Origin of the sequence: Pseudomonas sp. IT-196MI5 (assembly GCF_949767415.1) — a bacterium.
Classification (GTDB): domain Bacteria; phylum Pseudomonadota; class Gammaproteobacteria; order Pseudomonadales; family Pseudomonadaceae; genus Aquipseudomonas.
The window spans coordinates 160,083-183,935 of sequence record NZ_CATKPZ010000011.1 but is presented as its reverse complement, the minus strand read 5'-3'; the positions used below and the strand labels follow the sequence as shown (position 1 = coordinate 183,935).

At 60.0% G+C, this 23,853-nt stretch carries 19 protein-coding genes and 2 tRNA genes; 4 read left to right on the top strand and 17 right to left on the bottom strand.

The annotated features are described in order from the left end of the window. Nucleotides 1–125: 125 nt before the first annotated feature. From ACM6IK_RS08410 to ACM6IK_RS08395, 4 genes are all read right to left on the bottom strand, one after another. Entirely contained in the window at nucleotides 126–1,421 is a 1,296-nt protein-coding gene (locus ACM6IK_RS08410; RefSeq protein ID WP_414873936.1) for an AcvB/VirJ family lysyl-phosphatidylglycerol hydrolase, read from the bottom strand. Further along, the gene (gene mprF / locus ACM6IK_RS08405; protein WP_414873935.1) at nucleotides 1,421–4,063 is read right to left on the bottom strand and encodes a bifunctional lysylphosphatidylglycerol flippase/synthetase MprF; all 2,643 of its coding nucleotides are present in this window, start codon (nucleotides 4,061–4,063) and stop codon (nucleotides 1,421–1,423) included. Before mprF ends, ACM6IK_RS08410 begins: the two co-directional genes overlap by 1 nt. A gap of 279 nt (nucleotides 4,064–4,342) precedes the next feature. After that, a tRNA-Met gene (locus ACM6IK_RS08400) sits at nucleotides 4,343–4,419 on the bottom strand. 232 nt (nucleotides 4,420–4,651) lie between these two features. Then, nucleotides 4,652–4,728, bottom strand: a tRNA-Met gene (locus ACM6IK_RS08395). Nucleotides 4,729–5,028: 300 nt separating this feature from the next. Between ACM6IK_RS08395 and dinB the strand changes: the two genes are divergently transcribed. Further along, nucleotides 5,029–6,090 carry a DNA polymerase IV gene (gene dinB, locus ACM6IK_RS08390; protein WP_414873934.1) on the top strand — a complete coding sequence of 354 codons (1,062 nt, stop codon included), beginning with the start codon at nucleotides 5,029–5,031 and terminating at the stop codon, nucleotides 6,088–6,090. 139 nt (nucleotides 6,091–6,229) lie between these two features. On the opposite strand, the gene ACM6IK_RS08385 is transcribed toward dinB, so the two are convergent. The 4 genes from ACM6IK_RS08385 to ACM6IK_RS08370 all read right to left on the bottom strand — a co-directional run bounded on the left by ACM6IK_RS08385 (nucleotide 6,230) and on the right by ACM6IK_RS08370 (nucleotide 11,028). Continuing rightward, entirely contained in the window at nucleotides 6,230–7,183 is a 954-nt protein-coding gene (locus ACM6IK_RS08385; RefSeq protein WP_218430260.1) for a hypothetical protein, read from the bottom strand. Between the two features lie 19 nt (nucleotides 7,184–7,202). Beyond that, on the bottom strand, nucleotides 7,203–8,918 hold the full coding sequence (locus ACM6IK_RS08380) for a proline--tRNA ligase (protein ID WP_414873933.1): 1,716 nt from the start codon (nucleotides 8,916–8,918) through the stop codon (nucleotides 7,203–7,205). Nucleotides 8,919–9,061: 143 nt separating this feature from the next. Then, nucleotides 9,062–10,621 (bottom strand): AmpG family muropeptide MFS transporter, encoded by a 1,560-nt coding sequence (locus ACM6IK_RS08375; RefSeq protein ID WP_414873932.1) that lies wholly within the window; start codon nucleotides 10,619–10,621, stop codon nucleotides 9,062–9,064. A gap of 44 nt (nucleotides 10,622–10,665) precedes the next feature. Beyond that, nucleotides 10,666–11,028, bottom strand: coding sequence for an MGMT family protein (locus tag ACM6IK_RS08370; protein ID WP_414874307.1), 363 nt, complete (start codon nucleotides 11,026–11,028; stop codon nucleotides 10,666–10,668). A gap of 154 nt (nucleotides 11,029–11,182) precedes the next feature. Here ACM6IK_RS08370 and ACM6IK_RS08365 point away from each other — a divergent pair, with 154 nt between their 5' ends. Then, a complete protein-coding gene (locus ACM6IK_RS08365; protein ID WP_414873931.1) occupies nucleotides 11,183–12,190 on the top strand; it encodes a DUF481 domain-containing protein in 1,008 nt (335 codons plus the stop codon). Nucleotides 12,191–12,348: 158 nt separating this feature from the next. Here the strand turns inward: ACM6IK_RS08365 and ACM6IK_RS08360 are convergent, their stop codons facing one another. After that, nucleotides 12,349–12,558, bottom strand: coding sequence for a cold-shock protein (locus ACM6IK_RS08360; RefSeq protein WP_002554837.1), 210 nt, complete (start codon nucleotides 12,556–12,558; stop codon nucleotides 12,349–12,351). 353 nt (nucleotides 12,559–12,911) lie between these two features. On the opposite strand from ACM6IK_RS08360, the gene dcd reads away from it, so the two are divergent. Continuing rightward, on the top strand, nucleotides 12,912–13,478 hold the full coding sequence (gene dcd / locus ACM6IK_RS08355) for a dCTP deaminase (RefSeq protein ID WP_007940589.1): 567 nt from the start codon (nucleotides 12,912–12,914) through the stop codon (nucleotides 13,476–13,478). 107 nt (nucleotides 13,479–13,585) lie between these two features. Beyond that, nucleotides 13,586–13,795 (top strand): hypothetical protein, encoded by a 210-nt coding sequence (locus tag ACM6IK_RS08350; protein ID WP_414873930.1) that lies wholly within the window; start codon nucleotides 13,586–13,588, stop codon nucleotides 13,793–13,795. Between the two features lie 132 nt (nucleotides 13,796–13,927). Here ACM6IK_RS08350 and ACM6IK_RS08345 read toward each other — a convergent pair whose 3' ends face one another. From ACM6IK_RS08345 to ACM6IK_RS08310, 8 genes are all read right to left on the bottom strand, one after another. Further along, nucleotides 13,928–14,692: an ABC transporter ATP-binding protein gene (locus ACM6IK_RS08345; protein ID WP_414873929.1), complete on the bottom strand. Its 765-nt coding sequence runs from the start codon at nucleotides 14,690–14,692 to the stop codon at nucleotides 13,928–13,930. 13 nt (nucleotides 14,693–14,705) lie between these two features. Further along, on the bottom strand, nucleotides 14,706–15,824 hold the full coding sequence (locus ACM6IK_RS08340) for a succinylglutamate desuccinylase/aspartoacylase family protein (protein ID WP_414873928.1): 1,119 nt from the start codon (nucleotides 15,822–15,824) through the stop codon (nucleotides 14,706–14,708). Between the two features lie 27 nt (nucleotides 15,825–15,851). Further along, nucleotides 15,852–16,562 (bottom strand): ABC transporter permease, encoded by a 711-nt coding sequence (locus ACM6IK_RS08335; RefSeq protein ID WP_414873927.1) that lies wholly within the window; start codon nucleotides 16,560–16,562, stop codon nucleotides 15,852–15,854. Then, on the bottom strand, nucleotides 16,559–17,287 hold the full coding sequence (locus ACM6IK_RS08330) for an ABC transporter permease (RefSeq protein WP_414873926.1): 729 nt from the start codon (nucleotides 17,285–17,287) through the stop codon (nucleotides 16,559–16,561). The genes ACM6IK_RS08335 and ACM6IK_RS08330 overlap by 4 nt, the downstream gene beginning before the upstream one ends. Before the next feature lie 56 nt (nucleotides 17,288–17,343). Further along, nucleotides 17,344–18,126: a transporter substrate-binding domain-containing protein gene (locus ACM6IK_RS08325; protein WP_007996874.1), complete on the bottom strand. Its 783-nt coding sequence runs from the start codon at nucleotides 18,124–18,126 to the stop codon at nucleotides 17,344–17,346. A 225-nt stretch (nucleotides 18,127–18,351) separates the two neighbouring features. Continuing rightward, a complete protein-coding gene (locus tag ACM6IK_RS08320; protein WP_414873925.1) occupies nucleotides 18,352–20,022 on the bottom strand; it encodes an ATP-dependent DNA ligase in 1,671 nt (556 codons plus the stop codon). Further along, on the bottom strand, nucleotides 20,019–21,053 hold the full coding sequence (locus ACM6IK_RS08315) for a ligase-associated DNA damage response exonuclease (RefSeq protein ID WP_414873924.1): 1,035 nt from the start codon (nucleotides 21,051–21,053) through the stop codon (nucleotides 20,019–20,021). The genes ACM6IK_RS08320 and ACM6IK_RS08315 overlap by 4 nt, the downstream gene beginning before the upstream one ends. A gap of 155 nt (nucleotides 21,054–21,208) precedes the next feature. Continuing rightward, nucleotides 21,209–23,659, bottom strand: coding sequence for a penicillin acylase family protein (locus tag ACM6IK_RS08310; protein WP_414873923.1), 2,451 nt, complete (start codon nucleotides 23,657–23,659; stop codon nucleotides 21,209–21,211). Between the last annotated feature and the right edge of the window lie 194 nt (nucleotides 23,660–23,853).

The following is a 23,853-nucleotide window of genomic DNA, read 5'->3' as shown; positions in this document are numbered from 1 at the left end:
CTGTTGAATGTGACGCCGCCATCGCGAGCAAGCTCGCTCCCACAGGGGGGGCTGTGTTGATTTGCCGAATGTAAAAAGCCCCCGCTACCGTGAAGTAGCGAGGGCTCTTGTTCAGCGGGGCCGGATCATTCCTGAACAGCTGCTTCCTTCGCCTGACGTTTCTCGATCACATCCACCAGTCGCTGTGCCAGCGCCGGGTAGTTCTCGTCGAAGTGGTGGCCGCCAGGCAGCTTGATGGCTTCGCCCACCGCTGTCTTGTCGGTGCAGCCGCTTTCGTCGGTTTCTTCTTCACCGTAGATGCACACCACTTTGGCGGCTGGCAGCTTGGCCATTTCCGGGCCGGTGGCGGCTTCTTTGCCGGCGTTGCCGAGCCAGCCTTCGACTTCGATCTCGAAGCTGCCGGTACGGGCGAATGCCAGCAGGATGATCGCGTCGACGCGTTGCTGCTCCGATTCGGCCAGACGGTTGTAGATCGCTGGCAGAACATCTGCGCCGAACGAGTAACCGGTCAGGATGAAGCGCTTGGTGCCCCATTTCTGTCGGTAGTGTTGCATCAGTTCCGCCAGGTCCAGTGCGCTTTGCTCCGGGCTCTTGTGCTGCCAGTAGTAGCGCAGGGTGTCGATGCCGACCACCGGGTAGCCGATCTTGGCCATCTCGCCCGCGACGTCGCGGTCGAGGTCGCGCCAGCCGCCATCACCCGACAGGAACAGGGTGACGGTGTCCCTGGCCTGGCCTGCCGGCACTTCGACCACCGGGATTTGCAGGCCACCAGCGGCCTTGTCACCACCGACGAGGATCTTGCGCAGCTCGTTGTTCAGCACTTGTGGCAGGTTGATGTCGTAGTCGCTGATGCTGGTTTCGGCGTTCGGTTGATCGCGCACGAAGCCGGCGCTGGTGTCGTCCGGGTTGTCGTTCCAGGCCACCAGCCAGTGGCCGTGGGCCGCGCTTTTCGGCAGCAGGTGCGTGCAGCCAGGCTTTTCCAGGGCCAGGTCGACCGAAACGGCCTGAGCCTTGTCGTTCTTCTGCTCGGACAACCAGCGCCAGGCCAGCACGGCACCCGGGCCGATACCGCTGACCAGGGTCGCCGGGCCTTTCAGCTCTCTCAGGCCCGATTGCAGGGCACGGCTTTGCAGCAGGCAGTCCTTGGGCAGGATCACCTGGACAATCTGCGCCGAGCCGCTGCGGCTCAGGGTCATCAATTGCTTGTCGCTGAGTTTCTGGTCTTCGTTGACCGCTACCAGCACCTGGGCGCGCGGCGTGGTGCCGGGGATGACGCGGGTCATCGCCGCACCATCGGCCGGGGTCAGCAATTGGAGGGTCGGTTCCGGTGCCGGGCGTTTCAGGTACCAGTAACCGCCACCGAGAACCAGAGCCACTATCACCAGTGTGCCCAATACATACCGCAAGGAGCGTTGAATCATCAGCGTTTCACCAATCCGGTCAAGCCGCCCGCGATCAGGGCGGCAGTGTCGGCCAGCGCAACCAGCGGATCGAGTCCGGCGGGCACGGCCATATAACGGGGTTCCCAATCAGGCTGGAACTTGTCTTTGAAGCGGCGCAAGCCTTGGAAGTTGTACAGCTGCTCACCACGGCGGAATACCATCGAGCCCAGACGCTGGGTCAATGGCGCGCCGCGACGGGGTTGCAACCCCGACAACGGCACCATGCCCAGGCTGAAACGCGCGTACCCATGGTTTTTATAATGTTGAATCAGGCCGACCATCATGAATTCCATGGTCAGCTTGGGGGCATCCGGGTGCGCGCGCATCAGGTCGAGGCTGGCCAGGTCATGGCCGTAGGTCTCGAGCAGGTTGGCGAACGCTACCGGGCGTCCTTCGAAACGAATCACTGCGATGCGGAAATGCTTGAGGTAGTCATTGCTGAAGCGGCCGAGAGAGAAGCCTTTCTCGCGCACGTTCTTGCCGGTCAGCCAGGCATCGGAAATCACCTTGAGCTCATCCATCGGCGCCTGGCCTGGCTCGAAGATTTCCAGCGACAGACCATCGCGGGTGCCTCGGTTCCAGGTGTAGCGCAGGTCCTTCATCTCTTTGCCCTTGGCTTCGAGATCAAAACGCTTGAGGTCGACCCGGGCTTCTTCGCCGAGCTTGATCGCGGTCAGGCCGATGTCCATGTAGTACGGCAGGTTCTCTGCGCGCACTTGATAGAACACGGGACGGGCGTGGTGGATGTCGCACAGGTCGCGGAACTGCCAGATCATTTCCGCCCGTTGCTGGCCGGGGCCGATCGGGTCATACAACGCCACCAGGCTGCGGCCACGGCGGGCGTACATCAGGAAGGCTTCGTCGTTGGGGTGAAACAGCAGCGCCTTGTCACCGGTCAGGGCCAGGCCGCCATCCGGTTGGGCCGAAGCCATGAGGACTTTGCTGGCGCGCTCCAGTTCGTCGGGCGTCGGCAGGTGGATCACCGGACGCGCGGTACGCAGCAGCCAGGTCAGCGACACCACCACCAACAGCACGGCAGCCCCGAGCAGCGAACGCAGGCCGCGAGGGGCGTCGGCGTCCAGAGTGAACTGCCACCAGAGCTGGTGGCTGTACGGAACGTCCTGATAGGCGAACAACAGCAACCAGATCGACGCACCGAGCACGCACAGGCTGGCCACCAGGTACAACGGCGAGAACGGTACTTCGGTCAGGCGGCTGGGGCGATAGAACGAGCGGCGGAACACCCCGAGCAGGCTCGCCGTCAGCACCAACAGGCTGGCTTCCTCCCAGTCGAAGCCTTTGAGCAGCGAGAGCAGGGCGCCGACCAGCAACAGAATGGTGGTCAGCATCCACGCAGCCGACAGCCGGCGACGCAGCCCCTGGGCCAGCAACAGGCAAAGAACGCCGACCAGGCTGGCACCAAAGTGCGAAGCATCGACCAGTCGATGGGGGATCAGAAAACCGATGTGTTCCAGGCGGGTGTCGATTTCCGGGGTGGCGCCGGAGAACAACAGGACTACACCGGACAGGAATACCAGCACCGCCAGTATCGGAGCCGCCAGGCCTGAGGCCGCGCGCAACGTCTGGCGTGTCTGGAACAGGCGCTGACCTTCGTTGATCAGCAACAGCAGGCAGGCCACCAGCAAGGGCAGGACCACGTAGATCAAGCGATAGAGCAGCAGGGCGGCCGCCAGTGGCGCAGCACCGAGGGTGTCGGAAAACGCCGCCAGCAAAATCGCCTCGAACACCCCGACACCACCCGGCACATGGCTGAGCACGCCGGCGGCCAGCGCCAGCAGGTAAACCAGCAGGAACGCACCGAAGGGCGGTGTTTCCGGCAGCAGCAGATAGAGCACGGTCGCAGCGGCTGCTACGTCGAGGGCTGTGATGATCAATTGCAGGAACGTCAGGCGGCGCCCAGGCAGGCGCAAGGTGCGGCGGCCGACCTTGACCAGCAGGTTGTCCGGGTAAGGCTGTTCCGGCAGCCGTCGACGGTAGATACCAATGGCCAGCACTGAAAACAGTACGAGCACGGCGCTCGCCACTACGCCCAGCAATGTCTCGGAGAGACCCAGGGCGGTGGACGCCGCCGGCAGGTCACTGAGCGTCGCCAGGGCGGCCAGCGGCGGCAGGGCGCAACCCAGCGAGAGGCTGGCGAACAATGTCATGCGGGCGACTTCAGCCGCTCCCAGGCCATGACGGGCATAGAGGCGATAGCGAACCGAACCGCCCGACAACATTGAAAGACCGATGGCGTTACCAATGGCGAAGGCCGTGAACCCCCCCAGCGCCAACTCGCGCGGTGCCAGGCTCACTCCGGCATAGCGGCTGGCCGACCATTCGTAGCCGAGCAGAATGATGAAGCCCACCACGGTTGCGCCCAGTGCGCCCATCAAGGCAGGTTTGGGGACTTCGAGGATCGAATCGTGCAGCGCGTAAAGATCGAGTTCGCTCAACAGGTGGCGACAGGCAATCAGCGCGATCGCGAACAACAGCAGGGTGACCGCCAGGCCAATGGGTTGACGGTATTTGCTCAAACGATCGAGCAGGCGCAGACGTTCAGCCTTGATCGGTTGTGTCGCTGTGACAGTGTCTTGTGAATCAGACGAGTTGGCGCGCATCAATCACCTCTTGGATTGTGCGCGACAGGATGGGGGTATCCAGCCAAGTTACCAATCCCTGCAGAAAAAAATAATCACAAATATTAACGCCTATCACCGGGCAGCGGGGACGGCGCGTCATCAGTCGTGAAGGCTTCAGCCTGCGATAGAGCATAGTCTGAACCCGGCGTATGGGTGCCCCCCAAACGGCTTGCTTCACAGTGACAGGTCATTGTTGCGAAAGGACTTTTTCAACAGATACAAAAAAGGCCACTCTTTCGAGTAGCCTTTTTTGATGTTTGGTTGCGGGAGCCGGATTTGAACCGACGACCTTCGGGTTATGAGCCCGACGAGCTACCAGACTGCTCCATCCCGCGTCTGTGTGGCGGCATTCTATAGAGTAATGCCGGGGTGTCAACCGTTAATCCTGAATCAGGTCAAATAAACGTTGAATCGCGGCAAACGGTCGCGGCGATGGCCTAAGTTTCGGAATCAGAAAGATTTCCGGTTTCTGCTTGATCCAGTTGGGATAGCTGGTTTTGGTGCTCGGCGCTACAAAACAAGCGCACACAAAAAAGGCCACTCTTTCGAGTAGCCTTTTTTGATATTTGGTTGCGGGAGCCGGATTTGAACCGACGACCTTCGGGTTATGAGCCCGACGAGCTACCAGACTGCTCCATCCCGCGTCTGTGTGGCTCATTCTATAGAGATGCGCTCGGGTGTCAACCTCAAATTCCGATAAAACCTCTTCCTGTTCAATCGGTTAGCGTTCAAAAGGGGAGGTCGGCCGGTCTGTGAGGCAGGCAGGACAAGGCCTGCGCGTCTATTGAAAGTAATTTTTCGATTGAAAAAATAAATTCACAATCGACTCTTCCTACGATTGGAAAAGAACATTCAGACTACTGGTGCTATATACAGGTGTCGGTGAGATACTGCATATCCGTCATACCAAGACGCCTTTTCCTTGCCATGAACACTGCTTTGCCATGACTCAGCGAAAGATCATCCACGTCGATTGTGACTGTTTCTACGCCGCCATTGAGATGCGTGACGACCCACGCCTGGCCGGTAAACCACTGGCGGTAGGTGGGGCGGCGGACCGGCGCGGGGTGATCGCCACCTGCAATTATGAGGCGCGAGCGTACGGGGTGCGTTCGGCGATGTCTTCCGGGCATGCCCTGAAGCTGTGCCCGGACCTGACCATCGTCAAGCCACGCATGGACGCCTATAGAGAAGCATCCAGGGAAATCCACACGATCTTTCGCGATTACACCGAGATCATCGAGCCGCTCTCGCTCGATGAGGCGTACCTCGATGTGTCGGACAGTGCGCATTTCGGTGGTAGCGCAACGCGCATCGCCCAGGACATCCGGCGCCGGGTCTCCAATCAGTTGCATATCACCGTGTCGGCGGGTGTGGCGCCGAACAAGTTTCTGGCCAAGATCGCCAGTGACTGGAAAAAGCCCAACGGCCTGTTCGTCATCACGCCGGACCAGGTCGAGGATTTTGTCAGTGGCTTGCCGGTGAGCAAGCTGCACGGGGTCGGCAAAGTCACCGCTGACAAGCTCGGCAAGCTGGGGATCACCGATTGCCTGCAATTGCGCGAATGGGACAAGTTGGCGCTGGTGCGTGAATTCGGCAGCTTTGGCGAGCGACTCTGGAGCCTGGCCCGTGGGATTGATGACCGCGTGGTGCATAACGACAGTCGTCGTCAGTCGATCAGTGTTGAAAATACCTACGACGTTGATCTGCCGGACCTGAAGAGTTGCCTGGACAAGTTGCCCGAGCTGTTGGAGGCCCTGGCTGGCCGCATGGCGCGAATTGACAGCAGCTATCGTCCGGGCAAGCCATTCGTCAAAGTGAAGTTCCACGACTTCACCCAGACGACATTGGAGCAGGCCGGGGCAGGGCGGGATCTGGGCAGTTATCAGTTGATGTTGACCCAAGCCTTCAATCGCGGCGGTAAACCCGTGCGGTTGTTGGGCGTCGGCGTGCGGCTGGAGGACTTGCGGGGCGGGTTCGAGCAGATGGAGTTGTTTGAGCGATAGCGGAAGATGGAGGTTTGGTGGTGAATGTCAGGCCGCCTTCGTCGGATCGCCGCCCGGAGCCGGCTCGCTCCCACATTGGATTTGTGAACACCTGAAATCCTATGTGGGGGCGAGCCGGCTCGCGAATGCTTCTGGCTTTTTAGTTCAGCCCCGGATTCGCCACCAGTCTCTCCCCGTTGCGGGCCAGTGACTTGAGGAATTCGGTCTGCAATTCAGGATCATTGCGCGTCAGTTCGATCAGGCTCTGTTCCAGCTCACTGGCTTCCTCTTCAAGACCCAGCTCCGACAGGCGTTTGACCCGGTGGACCCATTGGCTGACTTCGTCACCTTCGAGGTCGTCATAAATCAACCCGTGGGCCTCATAGAGCTTGCTGCGCAAGTTGCTGCTGATGACCAGGGTGGAATCGTTGTGCACGTTGCCCTGTGCATCCTCAACACGAATCAGCAAGCGGCTCAGATGATTGATGTCATGTTCGGCGAACGGGTTGTCCAACAGATTCAGGCGTAACACGCCGTTTTTGTCGGTGGTCAGCTCGAAGGTTTCCTTGCCGGCCTTGACCTCGACCGGGCGCTCGCTCCAGGGCAGGCTTGAATATTCCGTACGCTTGTCGCGCTGGACTTCATCAATGCCGGCCAGGTTCTGCTGCGCGCGACCGTGGGACTGCACGTTCATGAACGGGTTGAGCCCGGCGAAACCGTAGCTCAGCCAATCCTTGGTCACGCTGTCCGGCAGATTGCCGAGGGCGAACACATTGACCACATTGGCACCGACACCCGCCACCACGGCCACCGCGCCCAGCGGGATTTCGTAAATCTCCCGCCAGGGTTGGTACGGCGTATAGCGGTCGTAGTGACGCGTGACTTCGTACTCGGTGACTTCGAAAGTCTTCTGCTCGTGAATTTTCACCCGCCGTTGCGGCAGCTCAAGCACCTTGGGCTCACCGACATCGATCTGCAGGCTGTGATCGAGCAGTTTGCGCTCGACACGTTCCTCTTGCTCGCTGCGTTGTGACATGTGGTTGGCACAGCCGCTGACCAGCAGGGTGCCGCACAAGGCGGCACCACCGAGGCCTAAGGTGTTTCGCTTGAACATGACGCCTCTATGTCTGGTATCAGCGGCGGATGCGGGCCTGAAGGAACGACAGTACGTCGTCGACCGGCAGCGCTTGCGCGTCGGCCTCGGTGCGGCTCTTGTATTCCAGGTTGCCTTCGGCCAGGCCGCGGTCGCTGACCACGATCCGGTGTGGAATGCCGATCAGTTCCATGTCCGCGAACTTGATGCCCGGGCTGGTTTTCTTGTCGCGGTCGTCGAGCAGCACTTCGAAGCCGGCAGCGGTGAGTTGCGCGTACAGCTTGTCGGTGGCTTCACGAACCTGTTCGGTTTCGTAGCGCAGCGGCACCAGGGCGATCTGGAAAGGCGCGAGGGTGTCGCTCCAGATGATCCCGTTTTCGTCGTTGTTCTGCTCGATGGCAGCCGCGACCACGCGGGACACGCCGATGCCGTAGCAGCCCATTTCCAGGGTGACCGGCTTGCCGTTTTCACCCAGCACTTCGCACTTCATCGCCTTGCTGTACTTGTTGCCCAGCTGGAAGATGTGCCCGACTTCGATGCCGCGCTTGATTTCCAGGGTGCCCTTGCCGTCCGGGCTAGGGTCGCCGGCCACAACGTTGCGCAGGTCGGCAACGGTCGGAACAGGCAAGTCGCGCTCCCAGTTCACGCCGAAGTAGTGTTTGTCGTCGATGTTGGCGCCGATGCCGAAGTCGCTCATCAGTTCGACCGAACGGTCGATGATGATCGGCAGCGGCAGGTTCAATGGACCCAGGGAACCGGCACCGGCGCCAATGGCGTCGCGCAGTTCGCTTTCCGAGGCCATGACCAGCGGGCTGGCAACGCCTGGCTGGTTGGCCGCCTTGATTTCGTTCAGCTCATGGTCGCCACGGATGATCAGGGCAATCAGCTTGCCTTTCTCTTCAGCGTGCACCACGAGGGTCTTGATGGTTTTTTCGATTGGCAGGTTGAAGCCTTCGACCAGTTGCGCAATGGTCTTGGCATTCGGCGTGTCGACCAGGCGCAGTTCTTCGCTCGGAGCGGCGCGCGAGGTTTCCCGTGGCACAGCCTCGGCTTTCTCGATGTTCGCCGCGTAGTCCGAACCATTACTGAAAACGATGTCGTCTTCGCCCGATTCGGCCAGAACGTGGAACTCGTGGGAACCGGCGCCGCCGATGGAGCCGTTGTCGGCTTCAACAGGGCGGAACCTCAGGCCCAGACGGGTGAACACGTTGCAGTAGGCCTGGTGCATGCGGTCGTAGGTGACCTGCAGCGAAGGCTGGTCGGCGTGGAACGAGTAGGCGTCCTTCATGATGAATTCGCGGCCGCGCATCAAGCCGAAGCGTGGGCGGATTTCGTCACGGAATTTGGTCTGGATCTGGTACAGGTTGATTGGCAGCTGCTTGTAGCTGCTCAACTCGTTACGCATCAGATCGGTGATGACTTCTTCGTGGGTCGGGCCTGCGCAGAAGTCGCGACCGTGGCGATCCTTGAAGCGCAGCAATTCAGGGCCGTACTCTTCCCAGCGCCCGGATTCCTGCCACAGCTCAGCCGGTTGCGTGCTCGGCATCAACACTTCGAGAGAGCCGGCGGCGTTCATTTCTTCGCGAACGACGGCTTCGACCTTGCGCATTACCCGCAAGCCCATCGGCAGCCAGGTGTACAGGCCCGAGGCGAGTTTGCGGATCATGCCGGCGCGCAGCATCAGCTGGTGGCTGATCACGACCGCGTCGGAAGGCGTTTCTTTTTGTGTGGCGAGCAAAAATTGACTGGTGCGCATGGTTGGCCGTTATCGATTGCTGATGACGAGAAATGACGGAACATTGTACGGGCGAGATCCGCTGGCGTACAGGCGTACGGTCAGTGGTGTGGCAGGAGGGCACAATTCACTCGGCCCTCCGCGATTGTTCCTGCGTAAAGATCCTACGATTCTTCGGCGACCGGGGTCTGCACCGGTTCCGGTGTCGGTGTCGGACCTGCGCGGCGGTTCTCCTGGAACCAGTGCAAGGCGATCAACACCAGGGTCGGGACGCCCAGCAAGGCGGTGATCAGGAAGAAGTTGTGGTAACCGAATTTTTCCACCATGACCCCGGAATAGCCTCCGATCAGACGCGGCAGCAACAGCATGATCGAGCTGAGCAGGGCATATTGGGTGGCGGAGAACTTGAGGTTGGTCAGGCTCGACAGGTAGGCGACGAACGCCGAAGTCGCCAGGCCTGAACTGAAGTTGTCCAGGGAGATGGTCAGCACCAGCATGTTCAGGTTGGGGCCCATGTCGGCGAGCATCAGGAACAGGATGTTGGTCGCCGCGGATGCGACGCCGCCGATGAACAGGATCGGCAGGATGCCGAAACGCACGATCAGCAAGCCGCCCATGCCGGCCCCTACCAGGGTCATGATCAGACCGAAGATTTTGCTGACGCTGGCGATCTGGTCCTTGGTGAAGCCCTGGTCGATGTAGAACACGTTGGCCATCACGCCCATGACCGTATCGGACATCCGATAGGTGGCGATCAAACCGAGTAGCAGCAGCGCTTGCCAGCGGTATCGCAGGATGAAGTCGTTGACCGGCGTGAGCACGGGTGCCAGGCCGCGACGGCCCATGGCCGAGAGGCACAGGGCAGTGAGCGTGATATAGAGGATGGCCCGCAGGAACGCACGGTCTTCGAGCAGCAGGTCGAGCACGCTCACGCCTTCGAACAGTACGCTGGCGAAGTCGGTGTAGTAGAGCTGGGTGAACATGGCCGGCACGGACACCAGCAATATGATCAGCACGAACACCGAGGCCAGTTGATGCGCGAAGCTGTAGCGCCCGGCCTGCAGTTGCGTGCGTAACGGCACGGGAGGTTCGCGCATGAATATGGAAGTCAGCAGTGCCGGGACCATCAGCACCCCGAACAGAATGTAAGTGCCGGCCCAGGCCGAGTGCTTGTAGTTGAAGCCGGTGGAGCCAAAGCCTTCGGCGAAGTACAGCGCGCCTGCAGTCGCCAGCAGTGCAGCGACCCGGTAGCCGGACATGTAGCTGGCGGCCAGGGCAGCCTGACGATTGTCTTCGGCGATTTCCAGGCGATAGGCGTCTACCGCAATATCCTGTGTCGCTGATGCGAAGGCGACGACCACGGCAATGGCGATCAGCCAGGACAAATGCTTTTGCGGATCGCAGAAACCCATCCCGAGCAGGCCAAGGATGACCAGTGTCTGGGACAGCACGAGCCAGGATCGTCGTCGACCGAGTTTGCCAAGCAATGGCAGTCGCCACTGGTCAAGCAACGGCGACCAGACCCATTTGAAGGCATACGCCAGGCCAATCAGGCTTGCATAGCCAATGGTTTCACGCGCTACGCCAGCCTCACGCAGCCAGACTGAAAGCGTCGAAAATACCAGCATGTAGGGCAGGCCGGCGGCGAAACCAAGCAGCAACAGCACGAGTGTCGAAGGGCTGGCATAAGCGGCGAGCGCGGCGCGCCAGGTTTTACGGGGCATGGGCTGGAGTCTGCCTCAACAAATACGGAAACAAAGCGCGCACTCTAACCGCTGTGCTCTACCGGGCGCCAGCCATGGCGCTGAATATCAACACGATTATTCAGGACACTGATGCCCTCCATGCGTAATCGTGCGCGCTGCTCATCGCCCGAAGGGCTGCCGACCGGCAGGCTGATACGCCCGTTTGCACCCAGAACGCGGTGCCAGGGTAATTTGCTGTCGCTCGGCAATTGGCTGAGGGTGCGGCCGACCCAGCGGGCGGCGCGACCCAGTCCTGCAAGCTCGGCCAATTGACCGTAGCTGACGACTTTGCCCTCGGGAACTTGCGCCAGTGTCAGATACAGCGCCGTGCGTCGGATTTGCGCCACACTCTCGGGTTCATCGGTTGGATCGGTCACGTCCGTCATTCCTGAAGAAGTCTGCTTTACCATCTGTAGAGTAAATCCTGTACGGGCGGTTGAGAAATGAACTCAACAGAAATAGTCGGGTCAGTCCTTGTCAGGACATTATTCCTACGGATAATGCCGACCTTTCTCGCAAGCCCGAGCCTGTATTTTGCTTATGTTGTCCAGACCCCTGCTGTGTCTCGCTGTCCTCAGTGCTTCTACTCCCTTGTTAGCCGATACCGTGTGGTTGAAGAACGGTGACAAGCTGAGCGGCAAGATCACGCTGTTCGATGGCGGCAAGCTGCTGATCCAGACCGAGTACGCCGGTGCGGTGGCAATCGACTGGAAGCAGGTCAAGACACTGGACAGCGATCAGGAGTTGCTGGTCAAGCAGGATGCCTACAGTGGCGAGAAAGCCAAGTCGCTGAAAGCGGCGGACGCCGGCAAGGTCACGCTGGCCAACGGCGAAGCACCGAGGACGGTCGAGCTGGCGAGCATTCAGCAGATTCTCAAGCCAAAACCGGTGGTTGAGGATCTGGTGTGGAAAGGCAACGTCGATATCGCGCTGGATTATCAGCGGGCGGAAAACGACACCGATGACTACGACATCGATTTCAAGACCAGTGCGCGCCACGGTCGTTGGCGGCATACCGCCGAGGGTGAATACAACCGCGAGTTCCAGGACGACGTGGTGACCACGGATAACTGGCGGGCCGAGTACTCCATCGACCGATTCCTGACCGAGCAATGGTTCTGGCAGGGGCGTCTGGAGTACAAGCGCGACAAGGTCGAAGACCTTTCCCGTCAGCGCACCGTCGGTACCGGTCCCGGCTATCAGTTCTGGGATAACGAGCTCGGGGCGTTCTCCCTGGGCTCGCTGGTCAACCGCACGGACTATGAATTTTCCGATGGCAGCAAGGACAATTTCTACGCCCTGGCCATGACGTGGGATTACAACCGCTACCTGATCGGCAAGCGTGTCGAGTTCTTCACCAGTGGTGAGGTCGGCAAGCCGCTGTCGGGTGTGGCCGACTACGCACTCGATGCCGAGATGGGGTTGCGCTACAAGGTGACTGACTGGGCTTCGCTGAACCTGAAGGCGGAGCGGGACATCATCAGTGGCACCGACGATGCGGATCTGGACAAGACGCGCTACACCGCAGGATTTGGCGTGACCTGGTAAGACGCTAAAAGATCGCAGCCTGCGGCAGCTCCTGCAGGGGAGTTATGTTCACCCAAGGAGCTGCCGCAGGCTGCGATCTTTTTTACCTGTGAAAAGCACACAGGCACAAAAAAGCCCCGCTGTTGAGGGCGGGGCTTTTTTACTAAAGCAAGTACAAGTTAGATAACTTGAACTTCTTCAGCTTGCATGCCTTTCTGACCGCGGGTAGCGATGAAAGAAACCTGTTGGCCTTCTTTCAGGCTTTTGAAGCCGTCGGATTGGATAGCTTTGAAGTGAACGAACAGGTCGTCACCGGATTGTGGAGTGATGAAGCCGAAGCCTTTTTCATCGTTGAACCACTTAACGGTACCGGTTTGGCGATTAGACATGGTGTAACTCCTTGAACAAAGATAACTGCGACACAGGAAGAACCCTGGCCGAGACTGAGTGCAAAGAGCAGGAAAAATTCTTGTAGATGGTTGGATCGAAATTCAACATATCGTGTAGAGATTCTCAGTGACACAAGCAGCACAGTGACGCCACCTTAACCCTTTTTCCTGAACGTGCCAATGCTTCTTGCGAAGGTTTCTCTGATTTAAGGATCGGCGGTGCGACGGTTCGTCGCCAGCGCAGGTAATTCCTGCCTGTTCGGCGAGAATTGCACCGCGGACTTTGAACCCGGCGGCGCGCCCGGTAAGATGCCGGACAGAATTTTTCGACCTCGCTATTCAGGACACCCGCCATGAGCATCAAATCGGACAAGTGGATTCGCCGCATGGCGCAGGAACACGGCATGATCGAGCCTTTCGTCGAGCGCCAGATGCGCGGCAGCGACGATAGCCGTGTGATCTCCTACGGCGTGTCGAGTTATGGCTACGATGTGCGTTGCACTAATCATTTCAAGGTGTTCACCAACATCAATTCGGCCATCGTCGATCCGAAGAACTTCGATGCCGGCAGCTTCGTCGACATCCACAGCGACGTGTGCATCATTCCGCCTAATTCCTTCGCCCTGGCCAGCACCGTCGAATATTTCCGCATTCCGCGTAATGTCTTGACCATTTGCCTGGGTAAAAGCACCTACGCGCGCTGCGGCATCATCGTCAATGTCACGCCGCTCGAGCCTGAGTGGGAAGGTCACGTGACCCTGGAGTTCTCCAACACCACCAATCTGCCGGCGAAAATCTACGCGAACGAAGGCGTGGCGCAGATGCTGTTCCTCGAATCTGACGAGGAGTGTGAAGTGTCCTACAAGGACCGTGGCGGCAAGTACCAGGGGCAGCGTGGCGTGACCCTGCCTCGCACCTGAGTCAACCGTCCGACAAATGCCGGGAATTCCTGAGCGGGCGTACACTCTATGGGGTGTACTGTTCCGATCCGCGCAAGGCGGGTCGGGTCATCGCTCAGGAGTGCCGAATGAAGATCGATCCGCGAATCAGTGCCGAACTGGCAAGGCTTGAACCCAATCAGGTTGGCATTCTGGCCTGGTCCTTGTTGGCACATCCGCCCGTCAGCATGACAGGGGGTATCCCCGGCCAGCCTGATCCCGATACCCCGAACGAACAGCCTAACGAGCCAGGCGAGCCGACCCTGCCGGATGAGCCGCCGCCTGCGCCTGTGGCCTGATTACCAGTTACTGAAGATCAAAACAATGTGGGAGCGAGCCTGCTCGCGAATGCGGTGTGTCAGACAACACAAATGTTGAATGTCATACCGCATTCGCGAGCAAGCTCGCTCCCACAGGTTTTGCTGTAGTCGTTACTTAAGGTTGCCGCTGAGGAACTGCTTCAACCGCTCGCTTTTCGGATTGCCCAGCACGTCGTTCGGCGCGCCCTCTTCCTCAACCAGGCCCTGGTGCAGAAACAGCACCTGGCTCGACACTTTGCGGGCGAAGCTCATTTCGTGAGTCACCATGATCATGGTCCGGCCTTCCTCGGCCAGACCCTGGATCACCTTCAGCACTTCACCCACCAGTTCCGGGTCCAGCGCCGAGGTCGGTTCGTCGAACAGCATGACTTCCGGCTCCATGGCCAGTGCGCGGGCAATCGCTACCCGTTGTTGCTGACCGCCAGACAGGAAGGCCGGGTATTGGTCCGCCACGCGGGAGGCCAGCCCCACCTTGTCGAGGTAGCGCCGGGCGCGGTCCTCGGCTTCTTTCCGGTCACACCCCAGCACCCGGCGCGGGGCCATGGTGATGTTTTCCAGCACCGTCATGTGGCTCCACAGGTTGAAGTGCTGGAACACCATGGCCAGGCGGGTGCGAATGCGCTGCAGTTCATCGGCGTCGGCCACGTGCATGCCGTGACGGTCCTTGATCATGCGGATGTTCTGCCCGTCGAGGCTCATGGCGCCGTCGTTGGGTTGTTCCAGGAAGTTGATGCAACGCAGAAAGGTGCTTTTGCCCGAGCCGCTGGCGCCGATCAGGCTGATGACGTCGCCGGTTTTGGCCTTGAGTGAAACACCTTTGAGGACTTCATGATCGCCATAGCTTTTATGCAGGCCTTCGATGGTCAATTTGTACATGGGGCGTGCATCCTCAAGGCGAAAGTAGATAGCCGCTGCGATAGGCTTCGGTGCCTGCGACGTGGGCAATCACCATGCCGGCAGTGGCCATGCGGCGCAGCGAGCGTGCGTACATCAACCCGGCTGTGGCGCAATGAACGGGAGTGACCAGATCGTTGACTGGATCAATGATCTCGGCGATCAGTTGCCCGGCCTCAAGGTATTCCCCCGGCAATGCGGTGAACACCAGCAGCCCGCCCACCGGTGTGGTCACCGGCTCTACACCGGCCAGCGGTGTCGCCGGATAGGGCAGGTCGGGCAGGGGCGCGGGCTCGCCGGTGATCGCGCCGAAATGGATCAGATAGTCGATCAACGCCTGACAGTCGAGGCTCGCCAGCGGGTGATTGACGTCGCCCTGGCCACGCAATTCGACGGTCACCGAAAAACTGCCTGGCGGAATGTCGAAGTGTTCGCCGAAGCGTTCCTTCAACTGCCACCAGAGCAGGGTGAAGCATTCGTCAAATGACTGGCCACCGGAATCGGTCGCCAACAGGCTGGCCTCGGCACCGATGTAGCGGGCCAGTGGCTCGACCTGTGGCCAAGCCTCCGGCGTGGTGTACAGGTGTGCGACCGCTTCGAAATCACAATGCAGGTCGAGCACCATGTCGGCATCGCAGGCCAGCCGTTGCAGGGTCAGCCGCTGGGATTGCAATTGGGTGCTGGCGGTTTGCCGGGCCAGCGCATTGCGCAGGCCGTTACGAATCAGCTCGAGATTGTTCTGCGGGTCGTTGCCGAGTTGGCCTTCGATCTCGTTGCCGACCTCTTCGCTCAGATCGACGAACCAGCGATTGAAGTTCTGCCCGGTTTCCAGCTCGAAGCGGCCCAGCGGCACGTCCATCAGTACTTGTTCCAGGCCGATCGGGTTGGCGACCGGGACCAGGACGATTTCGCTGCGCAAGCGGCCAGCGGCTTCCAGCTCCGCCAGGCGTTGCTTGAGGTGCCAGGTCACCAGCATGCCGGGCATTTCATCGGCATGCAGGGAGGACTGGATGTAAATCTTGCCGTTGGCGGGTTGTGGGCCGAAGTGAAAACTGTGGATCTGTCGTGCAGTCCCCGGTAGCGGGGCCAGCAGGTCATGAGTCTGGTGGCGCATGGATTTTTGTTTCCTGAAAACGGAGTCCTAGTGGGTCGGCCCGAGGAAGGCCAGCCATCGGCGTTCGGCAAGGCGGAACAGGCCGACCAGCGCAAAAGTGACGGACAGGTAGATCAGCGCGGCGATGCCGAACGACTGGAAGGTCAGGAAGGTCGCCGAGTTGGCGTCCCGTGCGACTTTCAGGATGTCCGGGATGGTCGCGGTGAAGGCCACGGTGGTCGAGTGCAGCATCAGGATCACTTCGTTGCTGTAATACGGCAACGAACGACGCAGGGCCGATGGCATGATCACGTAGGCGTACAGCTTCCAGCCTGTCAGTCCGTAAGCCTTGGCCGCTTCCACTTCACCGTGGGCCATGCTGCGGATTGCCCCGGCGAAAATCTCCGTGGTGTAGGCGCAGGTGTTCAGGGCGAAGGCCAGGATGGTGCAGTTCATCGCATCGCGAAAGAAGCTGTCGAGCAGCGGTTGTGCGCGCACGGCGGCCAGGCTGTAGATCCCGGTGTAGCAGATCAGAAGCTGGATATACAACGGCGTGCCACGGAACAGGTAGGTGTAGAACTGCACCGGCCAGCGAATGTAGAGGCGCGGTGAAACCCGGGCGATAGACAGCGGAATCGAGACGATGAAACCGAAGAATATCGATGCGCTGAGCAACCACATGGTCATGGCCAGACCGGTGATGTTGTTGCCGTCGCTGTAAAGGAAGGGTTTCCAGTATTCCTGCAGGAGTTCGATCATCTTACGGCCTCCCGGGTACCGGCAGAGTAACGACGTTCAAGCCAGCGCAGAACGAAGTTGGACGCGCTGGTGATCACCAGGTAGATCAGCGCGGCAAGTACCAGGAAGTAAAACAGCTGATAGCTGCTTTTGCCGGCGTCCTGGGCAGCCTTGACCAGATCGGCCAGGCCGATGATCGACACCAGGGCGGTGGCCTTGAGCATTACCATCCAGTTGTTACCGATACCTGGCAGGGCATAACGCATCATCTGTGGGAACACCACGATCCAGAAACGCTGGCCGCGCTTGAGGCCATAAGCGGTAGCCGCTTCGACCTGGCCACGCGGAACCGCGAGAATCGCGCCACGGAAGGTTTCGGTGAAATATGCACCGTAGATGAAGCCCAGGGTAATGACCCCGGCGCTGAACGGGTTGATTTCGATGTATTCCCATTCCATGAAATCGGTAAACGAGGTCAGCCAGGTTTGCAGGCTGTAGAAAATCAGCAGCATCAGGACCAGGTCCGGAACGCCGCGAATAAGTGTGGTGTAAAGCTGGGCAGGCACGCGCATCAGTTTGACTTTTGACAACTTGGCACTGGCGCCAAGCAGCCCGAGCAACACGGCCACCAACAGCGATAACGCCGACAATTTGATCGTCATCCAGGTGCCTTGCATCAGCAGCGGACCGAAGCCCTTGAGGCTGAAGGCAGAGAGCCCCAGATTTTCCAGTAGGTTTTCAAACATAAATCAGCAGCCTGATCGGATGAAAAAAGCGCCCATCCAGAGATGGGCGCCGGGCATTATTTGCCGCTGTACAGATTCAGATCGCCAAAGTGTTTCTTCTGGATGGTGGCGTAGGTGCCATCATCGTGTAACGCTTTGATACCTTTATCCAATAGTGCTTTCAGCTCGGTGTTACCTTTCTTAATACCGACCGCTGTTTTGGCCGGCAGCAGTTCATTGTCGACCGGCTTGCTGACTTCGTAGTCGGCACCCTGTGGCGACTTCAGGAAGCCCAGTTCGGCTTGCAGCATGTCCTGGATCCCAGCGTCGAGACGACCGGAGGTCAAGTCAGCGTAGACCTGATCCTGGTTGGCGTAGGCCTGGGTTTTTACGCCGGCCTTGTCCAGAATGGCTTTGGCATAGGCTTCTTGAATGGTGCCTTGTTCGTAGCCAACGGTTTTGCCCTTGAGGGACGCGACGTCAGCGGTCACGCCAGAACCTTTCTTGGACACGTAAGCGGTTGGGCCGGAAAACAGCTCGCTGGAGAAGTCGATGACTTTTTCACGGGCCGGGGTCACGGTCATCGACGAGATCACACCGTCGAATTTATTGGCTTTGAGGCCGGGAATCATGCCATCGAAGTCACTTTCGACCCACTTGCACTTGACCTTCAGTTCGGCGCAGATCGCGTTCCCCAGATCGATGTCGAAGCCTACCAGGCTGCCGTCGGCCGCTTTTGACTCGAACGGTGCGTAAGAAGGGTCAACGCCGAAACGCAGTTCTTTGTACTCCTTCGCCATGGCGGAGCCAGCGGCCATGCACAACGCCAGTGCAGAAAGGGTCAGCAATGCTTTTTTCATTATTCAATCCCTAAAACCAATATGAGCGCTTGTGGCGCAGAATTATTGTTACTGGAAAGCGTAAGACCTGTTGAAAGTAGCAATTTCCGAACCAGAGTGCCGAACAAGCGTTTTAAAAGGTGTCTGGAAATAGCCGGAGACAGATTTATGCACGAAAACGGGCGCAGGGAAATGGCCGCACCCGTTCGACTCAAAAAGAAAAAATTTTGAGGATAAAAAGAAGGCTCAGCCGAGCAGATTTTGCAGGGTCGCCAAACTGTCGACTTCGTCGACCGACTTGTCCTTGCGCCAGCGCAAGATGCGCGGAAAACGCACGGCAATGCCACTTTCGTGACGGTGGGAGAGGGCGATCCCCTCGAAACCCAATTCAAACACCAGGCTCGGCTGGACGCTGCTCACTGGGCCGATTTTTTCCACCGTGGTCTTGCGCACGATGCTGTCGACCTGGCGGATTTCGTCGTCGCTCAACCCTGAATGCGCTTTGGCGAACGGCACCAGGGAACGTTCGCTGGCGTCTGGTGGGCCGTCCCAGACGGCGAACGTGTAATCGCTGTAGAGGCTGGCCCGGCGTCCTTGCCCCCGTTGCGCATGGATCAGCACGGCGTCAACGCTGAACGGGTCGACTTTCCATTTCCACCACGCACCCGCGTCCTTGGTCCGGCCGACGCCGTACAAGGCATCGCGTGGCTTGAGCATCAGGCCTTCGACACCGAGGGCGCGGGATGTCTCGCGCTGGCGGGCGAGGTCGAGCCACGTGTCACCGGTCACCAATGGCGAGAGGTGCAACCGCGGATTGGCGCAGTCACAGGCCAGCCGTTCCAGTTGCGCGCGTCGCTCGGCCTGACGCCGGTTGCGCCAGTCTTCACCCTGCCATTCGAGCAAATCGAAGGCGATTAACACGACTGGCACTTCTTCGAGGATTTTCCGGTCCAGGGTTTTGCGAGCGATGCGTTGTTGCAGGAGGGCGAAAGGTTGCGCCGCGGGTTGAAACACTTTGTCGATGGCGGTTGGTGCAGATTTCCAGGCGACGATCTCGCCGTCGATCACCGTTCCGTCGGGAATGTTCAGAATTAAGCGGTCCAGTTCAGGGAAGCGTTCGGTCACCAGCCCTTCACCCCGCGACCAGATCCACAGTCGCCCGTCGCGCTTGATCACCTGGGCGCGGATGCCATCCCATTTCCATTCCGCCTGCCAGTGCTGGACAGGGCCGAGCAGGGCTTCGAATTGCTCCACGGGCGGCGATAAGGCGTGGGCGAGGAAAAACGGGTAGGGCTGGCCGCCACGCTGGGCGTGTTCATCCAGGGATTCGGCAGCGATCAGTTTCAGGTAGCAGGTGGCACTGGGGCGATGGGTCTGGTCGGTGTAACCCACCATGCGCTGGGCCACGCGTTTACTGTCCAGGTGAGCCATGGCTGCCAGGGCACGGGTCACCAATAACCTGGACACCACGACGCGCAAGCTGCCGGTGATCAGTTTGATGCAGACCATCAGGCTCGGACCGTCCAGTTGCGTCCACAGCGCCGGTAATCGTCGAGCGAGGGACTGCTCTGTTTCGCCGCGCAGTGGCAGCAATTTGTCCTCGATCCACGCGGCCAGCCCGTCGGTCGAGTGATGCGACGCTTGCGGTACAACCAGCGAAATGGTTTCCGCGAGATCACCGACTGCCTGGTAACTCTCTTCGAACAGCCATTGCGGCAAACCGGAAAACGCCACGGCCAATTCGCGCAGGACCCGTACCGGCACCAATTGCCGGGGGCGTCCCCCTGACAGAAAGTACAACGCCCAGGCGGCATCTTCCGGCCTGGCCTGGGCGAAGTAGTTTTGCAATGCCGCCAGTCTGGCGTTGTTCGAGGTGCACGTGTCCAGTTCGGTATACAGTTCGGCGAACGCCTTCATGGCAGCATCTCGGCAGGCTCGGCTTCGGCGATGACCACATCCTCTTCGTGATCACCGTATTGGGTATTGAATTCCATGGCATCGAGCCCTTGCTCGCGCAGATGGCGTACCAGCGCGCCGGCCGAACCATGGGTCACCATGATCCGCCGAGCGCCAGTCTGTTCGATGGCCCAGAGCAGGCCGGGCCAGTCGGCGTGGTCGGACAGCACGAAGCCACGGTCCACACCGCGCTGCCGACGCGTGCCACGCAAGCGCATCCAGCCACTGGCGAAGCCATCGCTGTAATCGCCGAAGCAACGCATCCAACTGCTGTTCGCCGTTGAAGGAGGGGCGAGCACCAGCGCCTTGCGCATCAGTGGGCCGTTCTTTTTTACGTCGGCGGCATGAATCGTGGGCGGCAGATAAACCCCCGCTTCGCGGTAAATCTCGTTGATGGGTTCGACGGCGCCATGCACCAGAATGGGACCGAGTCGTGGGTCGATGCCATGGAGAATGCGCTGGGCCTTGCCGAGGGAACAACAGAACAGCACGCTGGCTTTTTCGACAGCCGCATTGGCCTGCCACCATTGATTGATCTCGGCAAACACCTGTGCCTGGGGCGGCCAGCGGTAGATCGGCAGGCCGAAGGTCGACCCGGTGATGAAGGTGTCGCAGCGTACTGGTTCAAACGGCGCGCAAGTGCCGTCGGGTTCGATCTTGTAGTCCCCGGATGCGACCCAGACTTGTGCACCGTATTCCAGGCGTACTTGCGCCGAGCCGAGCACATGGCCAGCGGGATGAAAACTGAGGCGCACGCCTCGATGCAGCAGGCGTTCGCCATAGCGCAGGGTCTGCAGGTTGATGTTCTGGCCCAGTCGCGTGCGCAGGATGGCCTCGCCGGACGCTGCCGCCAGGTAATGCTGATTGCCGGCGCGGGCATGATCGTCGTGGGCGTGGGTGATCACGGCGCGTTCGACCGGCCGCCACGGGTCGATGTAGAAGTCGCCGGCGGGGCAGTACAAACCTTCGGGGCGGGAGATAACAAGGTCCATTTCGTTACCGGAGTGGAGGGGCTTGTTAGCTATGAGGTTGGCGTCTGGCGAGAAGTTCTATTTGTTTTTGGGGGATTAATAACATCCCCTGTGGGAGATTCTATGGTTGAGGGAAAGCCCTCAACCATAGAATCTCCCACAGATAGGGGGCGTGGTTATTTACCGGGCGTCAGCGTCAACCGTGCCTTGCCATAGGCGTTGTCGAAGTTCTGCGGCTGCATCGGCAGGCTCATGTACTGGCCCTTGAGCCACGGTTCGATGCTGTTGAGGTAGTTCGGGCTGGCCGGGTTGCCGGATTGGCCGGTGCCGTTTTGCGCCATCAGCGGTTCGGACTGGCCGAAGTCGACGATAAAGCGCATGGCTGGTGCCAGCGTGGTGTTGAAGTCCTGGCCCCAGGCGAAGGCGGCGGTGTTGAGCGTGGTGTGATCGCCACCGGCCGGCAGCGGTCCGCGTACGGTCTGGCCGCTGCTGTTCTTCCATTCATAGCGGTGCAGTTTGCCCCACTGCCAGGCCTTGTGATCACTGCCCAATTGGCTGTCGCCTGCGCTGATCGCTGCGGCGAGGCTGCGAGCGAGGATCACCGGTTTGTCTTCTTTCTGTGCGGTGCGCACGTCATCCCAGAACGGGCTGTCTTCACGCCCGAGCAAGTGATCGGCCTGGGCCGCGTAGGAAAGCTTGCCGTTGGCGACAAAAGCCTTCCACGCCGGGCTGCTTTCCGGGCCCAGTTCATCGAGGAAGATCTGCCGGGTGCTTTCCTGCAGGAACAGTTCGTAGATGGCCGCATCGGTGGCGGTCGGGCTGAGCTTGCCGTCGAATGCCATCAAGCGGCTGTAGGCTTCGTGCGCCTTGGCGCGATCGGCCGCCGGCAAGGCGTCGATGGCTTGTTTGAGCGGCTGGGTCATACCTGGCGCTTCAAACATTTTCTTCAGCTTGGCAGCGAAGGTAGTGGTCTGGTCGTATTGCATGGCGATCAGGCTGCGGCTGTCGTGTTTGCCTGCGCCGGACAGTTCGGCCAGGCGCTCGCCGCGCTCCGGAGCGGCCCAGGAATTGGACAACTGCATGCCGTAGCCATGGGGAATGACCCGCTGGTTGGCAGTGCCGAGCCAGCCCTGGGCCGGGTCCTGGTCGTACGGGTGCAGCATCGGGTCGGCGTAGCCGTCCCAATCGTAACGACCTTCCCAGCCCGGCGAGGGCAGCAGACCTTCGCCGTCGCGACGGTTCGGGTAACGACCGGTGACTTGCCAGCCGATGTGGCTCGCGTCGGCAAACACCAGGTTCAGCGCGATGGCGCGGATTTCGCGGCTGGCATCCGAGGCTTTCTCGACGCTCTGGGCGCGGGACAGGTCGAAGAACGCGTCCAGGGTCTTGTCGTCGGTGAAGTTCGGCGTCTGCAAGGCCAGGCCGAAACCATTGGCCAGAGTGCTGCCCTGAGCGCTGTTGAGCAGCGGTCCATGGCGGGTTTCGTACACCGCTTCGCGAATCGGCCGCTGGCCTTTGACGAAATAGGTTTCGTTGCGCACGATCGCCGGCTGCCACTTCCCGGCGTTTTCGTAGGTGAGCCCGTTGCCCTGGCGTTTGATCTTCTCCAGGAACAGGTCCTGGTTGTCGCCCATCACGGACGTCATGCTCCATGCCACCTTGCCGTTGAAACCACCGAGCACCATTGGCAGGCCTGCGATGGTTACGCCGGAGGCCTGATACTTCGGCGCGCGAATCTGCACGTAACTGAACAACGAAGGCACGCCCAGCGGGCCGTGACTGTCACTGGCCAACAGGCTCTTGCCGCTGCGGCTGCGTTGCGGGGCGATGGCCCAGTTGTTCGACGAGGTGGCGCCAAGCAGGTTCAGGTCCGACAGTTGCCCGGTGGCCTTGCCGAGTTCGGCCAGCCCCGGCACTTGCCCGTTGAGTTTGATGCCTTGCAGCTTTTCGCTTTCGGCGACCGGCAGCTTTTCGTCGGGAGCCGACGGCGTCAACCACGCCAGTTTGTCGGTGGTGACAGTCTGGGCCAGTACCAGCGCGGAAATTTCTTCCGGCAGGTTGGTCGACTGGCTGAAGTTCAACAGGCAGAAAATCAGCGCCGAATCTTCCGGCTGCCAGTATTCAGGCTGGTACCCGGAGGCCGCGAGGTCCGCCGGCAGTTTGTCGCGGTAGCGGAACAGATAGGCGTTGACGCCGCGCGCGTAGACTTCGAAGAAACGCTTGAGACGCGGTGAAGAGGCCTTGTACAACTCGCCAGCACTTTTCTTCAGGTTGACCGCCCGCATGTAACGGTCGGCATCGAGTAGATCCGCACCGTGCATCTCGGCCAAACGACCCTGGGCCAGCAGGCGCAGGGTGACCATCTGCGTGATACGGTCGCCGGCATGCACGTAACCGAGGGTGAAGAGCGCGTCGTGGAAGCTGTTGCTTTCGATCAGCGGCATGCCCATGGCATTGCGGCGCACCGAAACGTTCTGCGCCAAGCCCTTGAGCGGTTGCACGCCGGAGGTCGGCGGGAGGGTGTCCTGGGCGTTGAAGTTCTGACAACCGGTCAGGCTCAAGGCACCGGCCACTGCTGCGGCAACGCCGAACCGGGGTAGAAAATGAGTAAGGGCTGGCGAGGCCATGGCAAAGCTCCTGCGGGGGTGGTGGCGCAATAAAGGCGCTACGTTAGTGAGCAGGTGATGGCCGCGCAAGCGGGGTAAGAGGTTATTTCAGGATTTGTCAAAGATCGCAGCCTTCGGCAGCTCCTGTAGAGATACGCCGATCTCGCGCAGGAGCTGCCGAAGGCTGCGATCTTTTGACCCTCAACAGTGGCTTG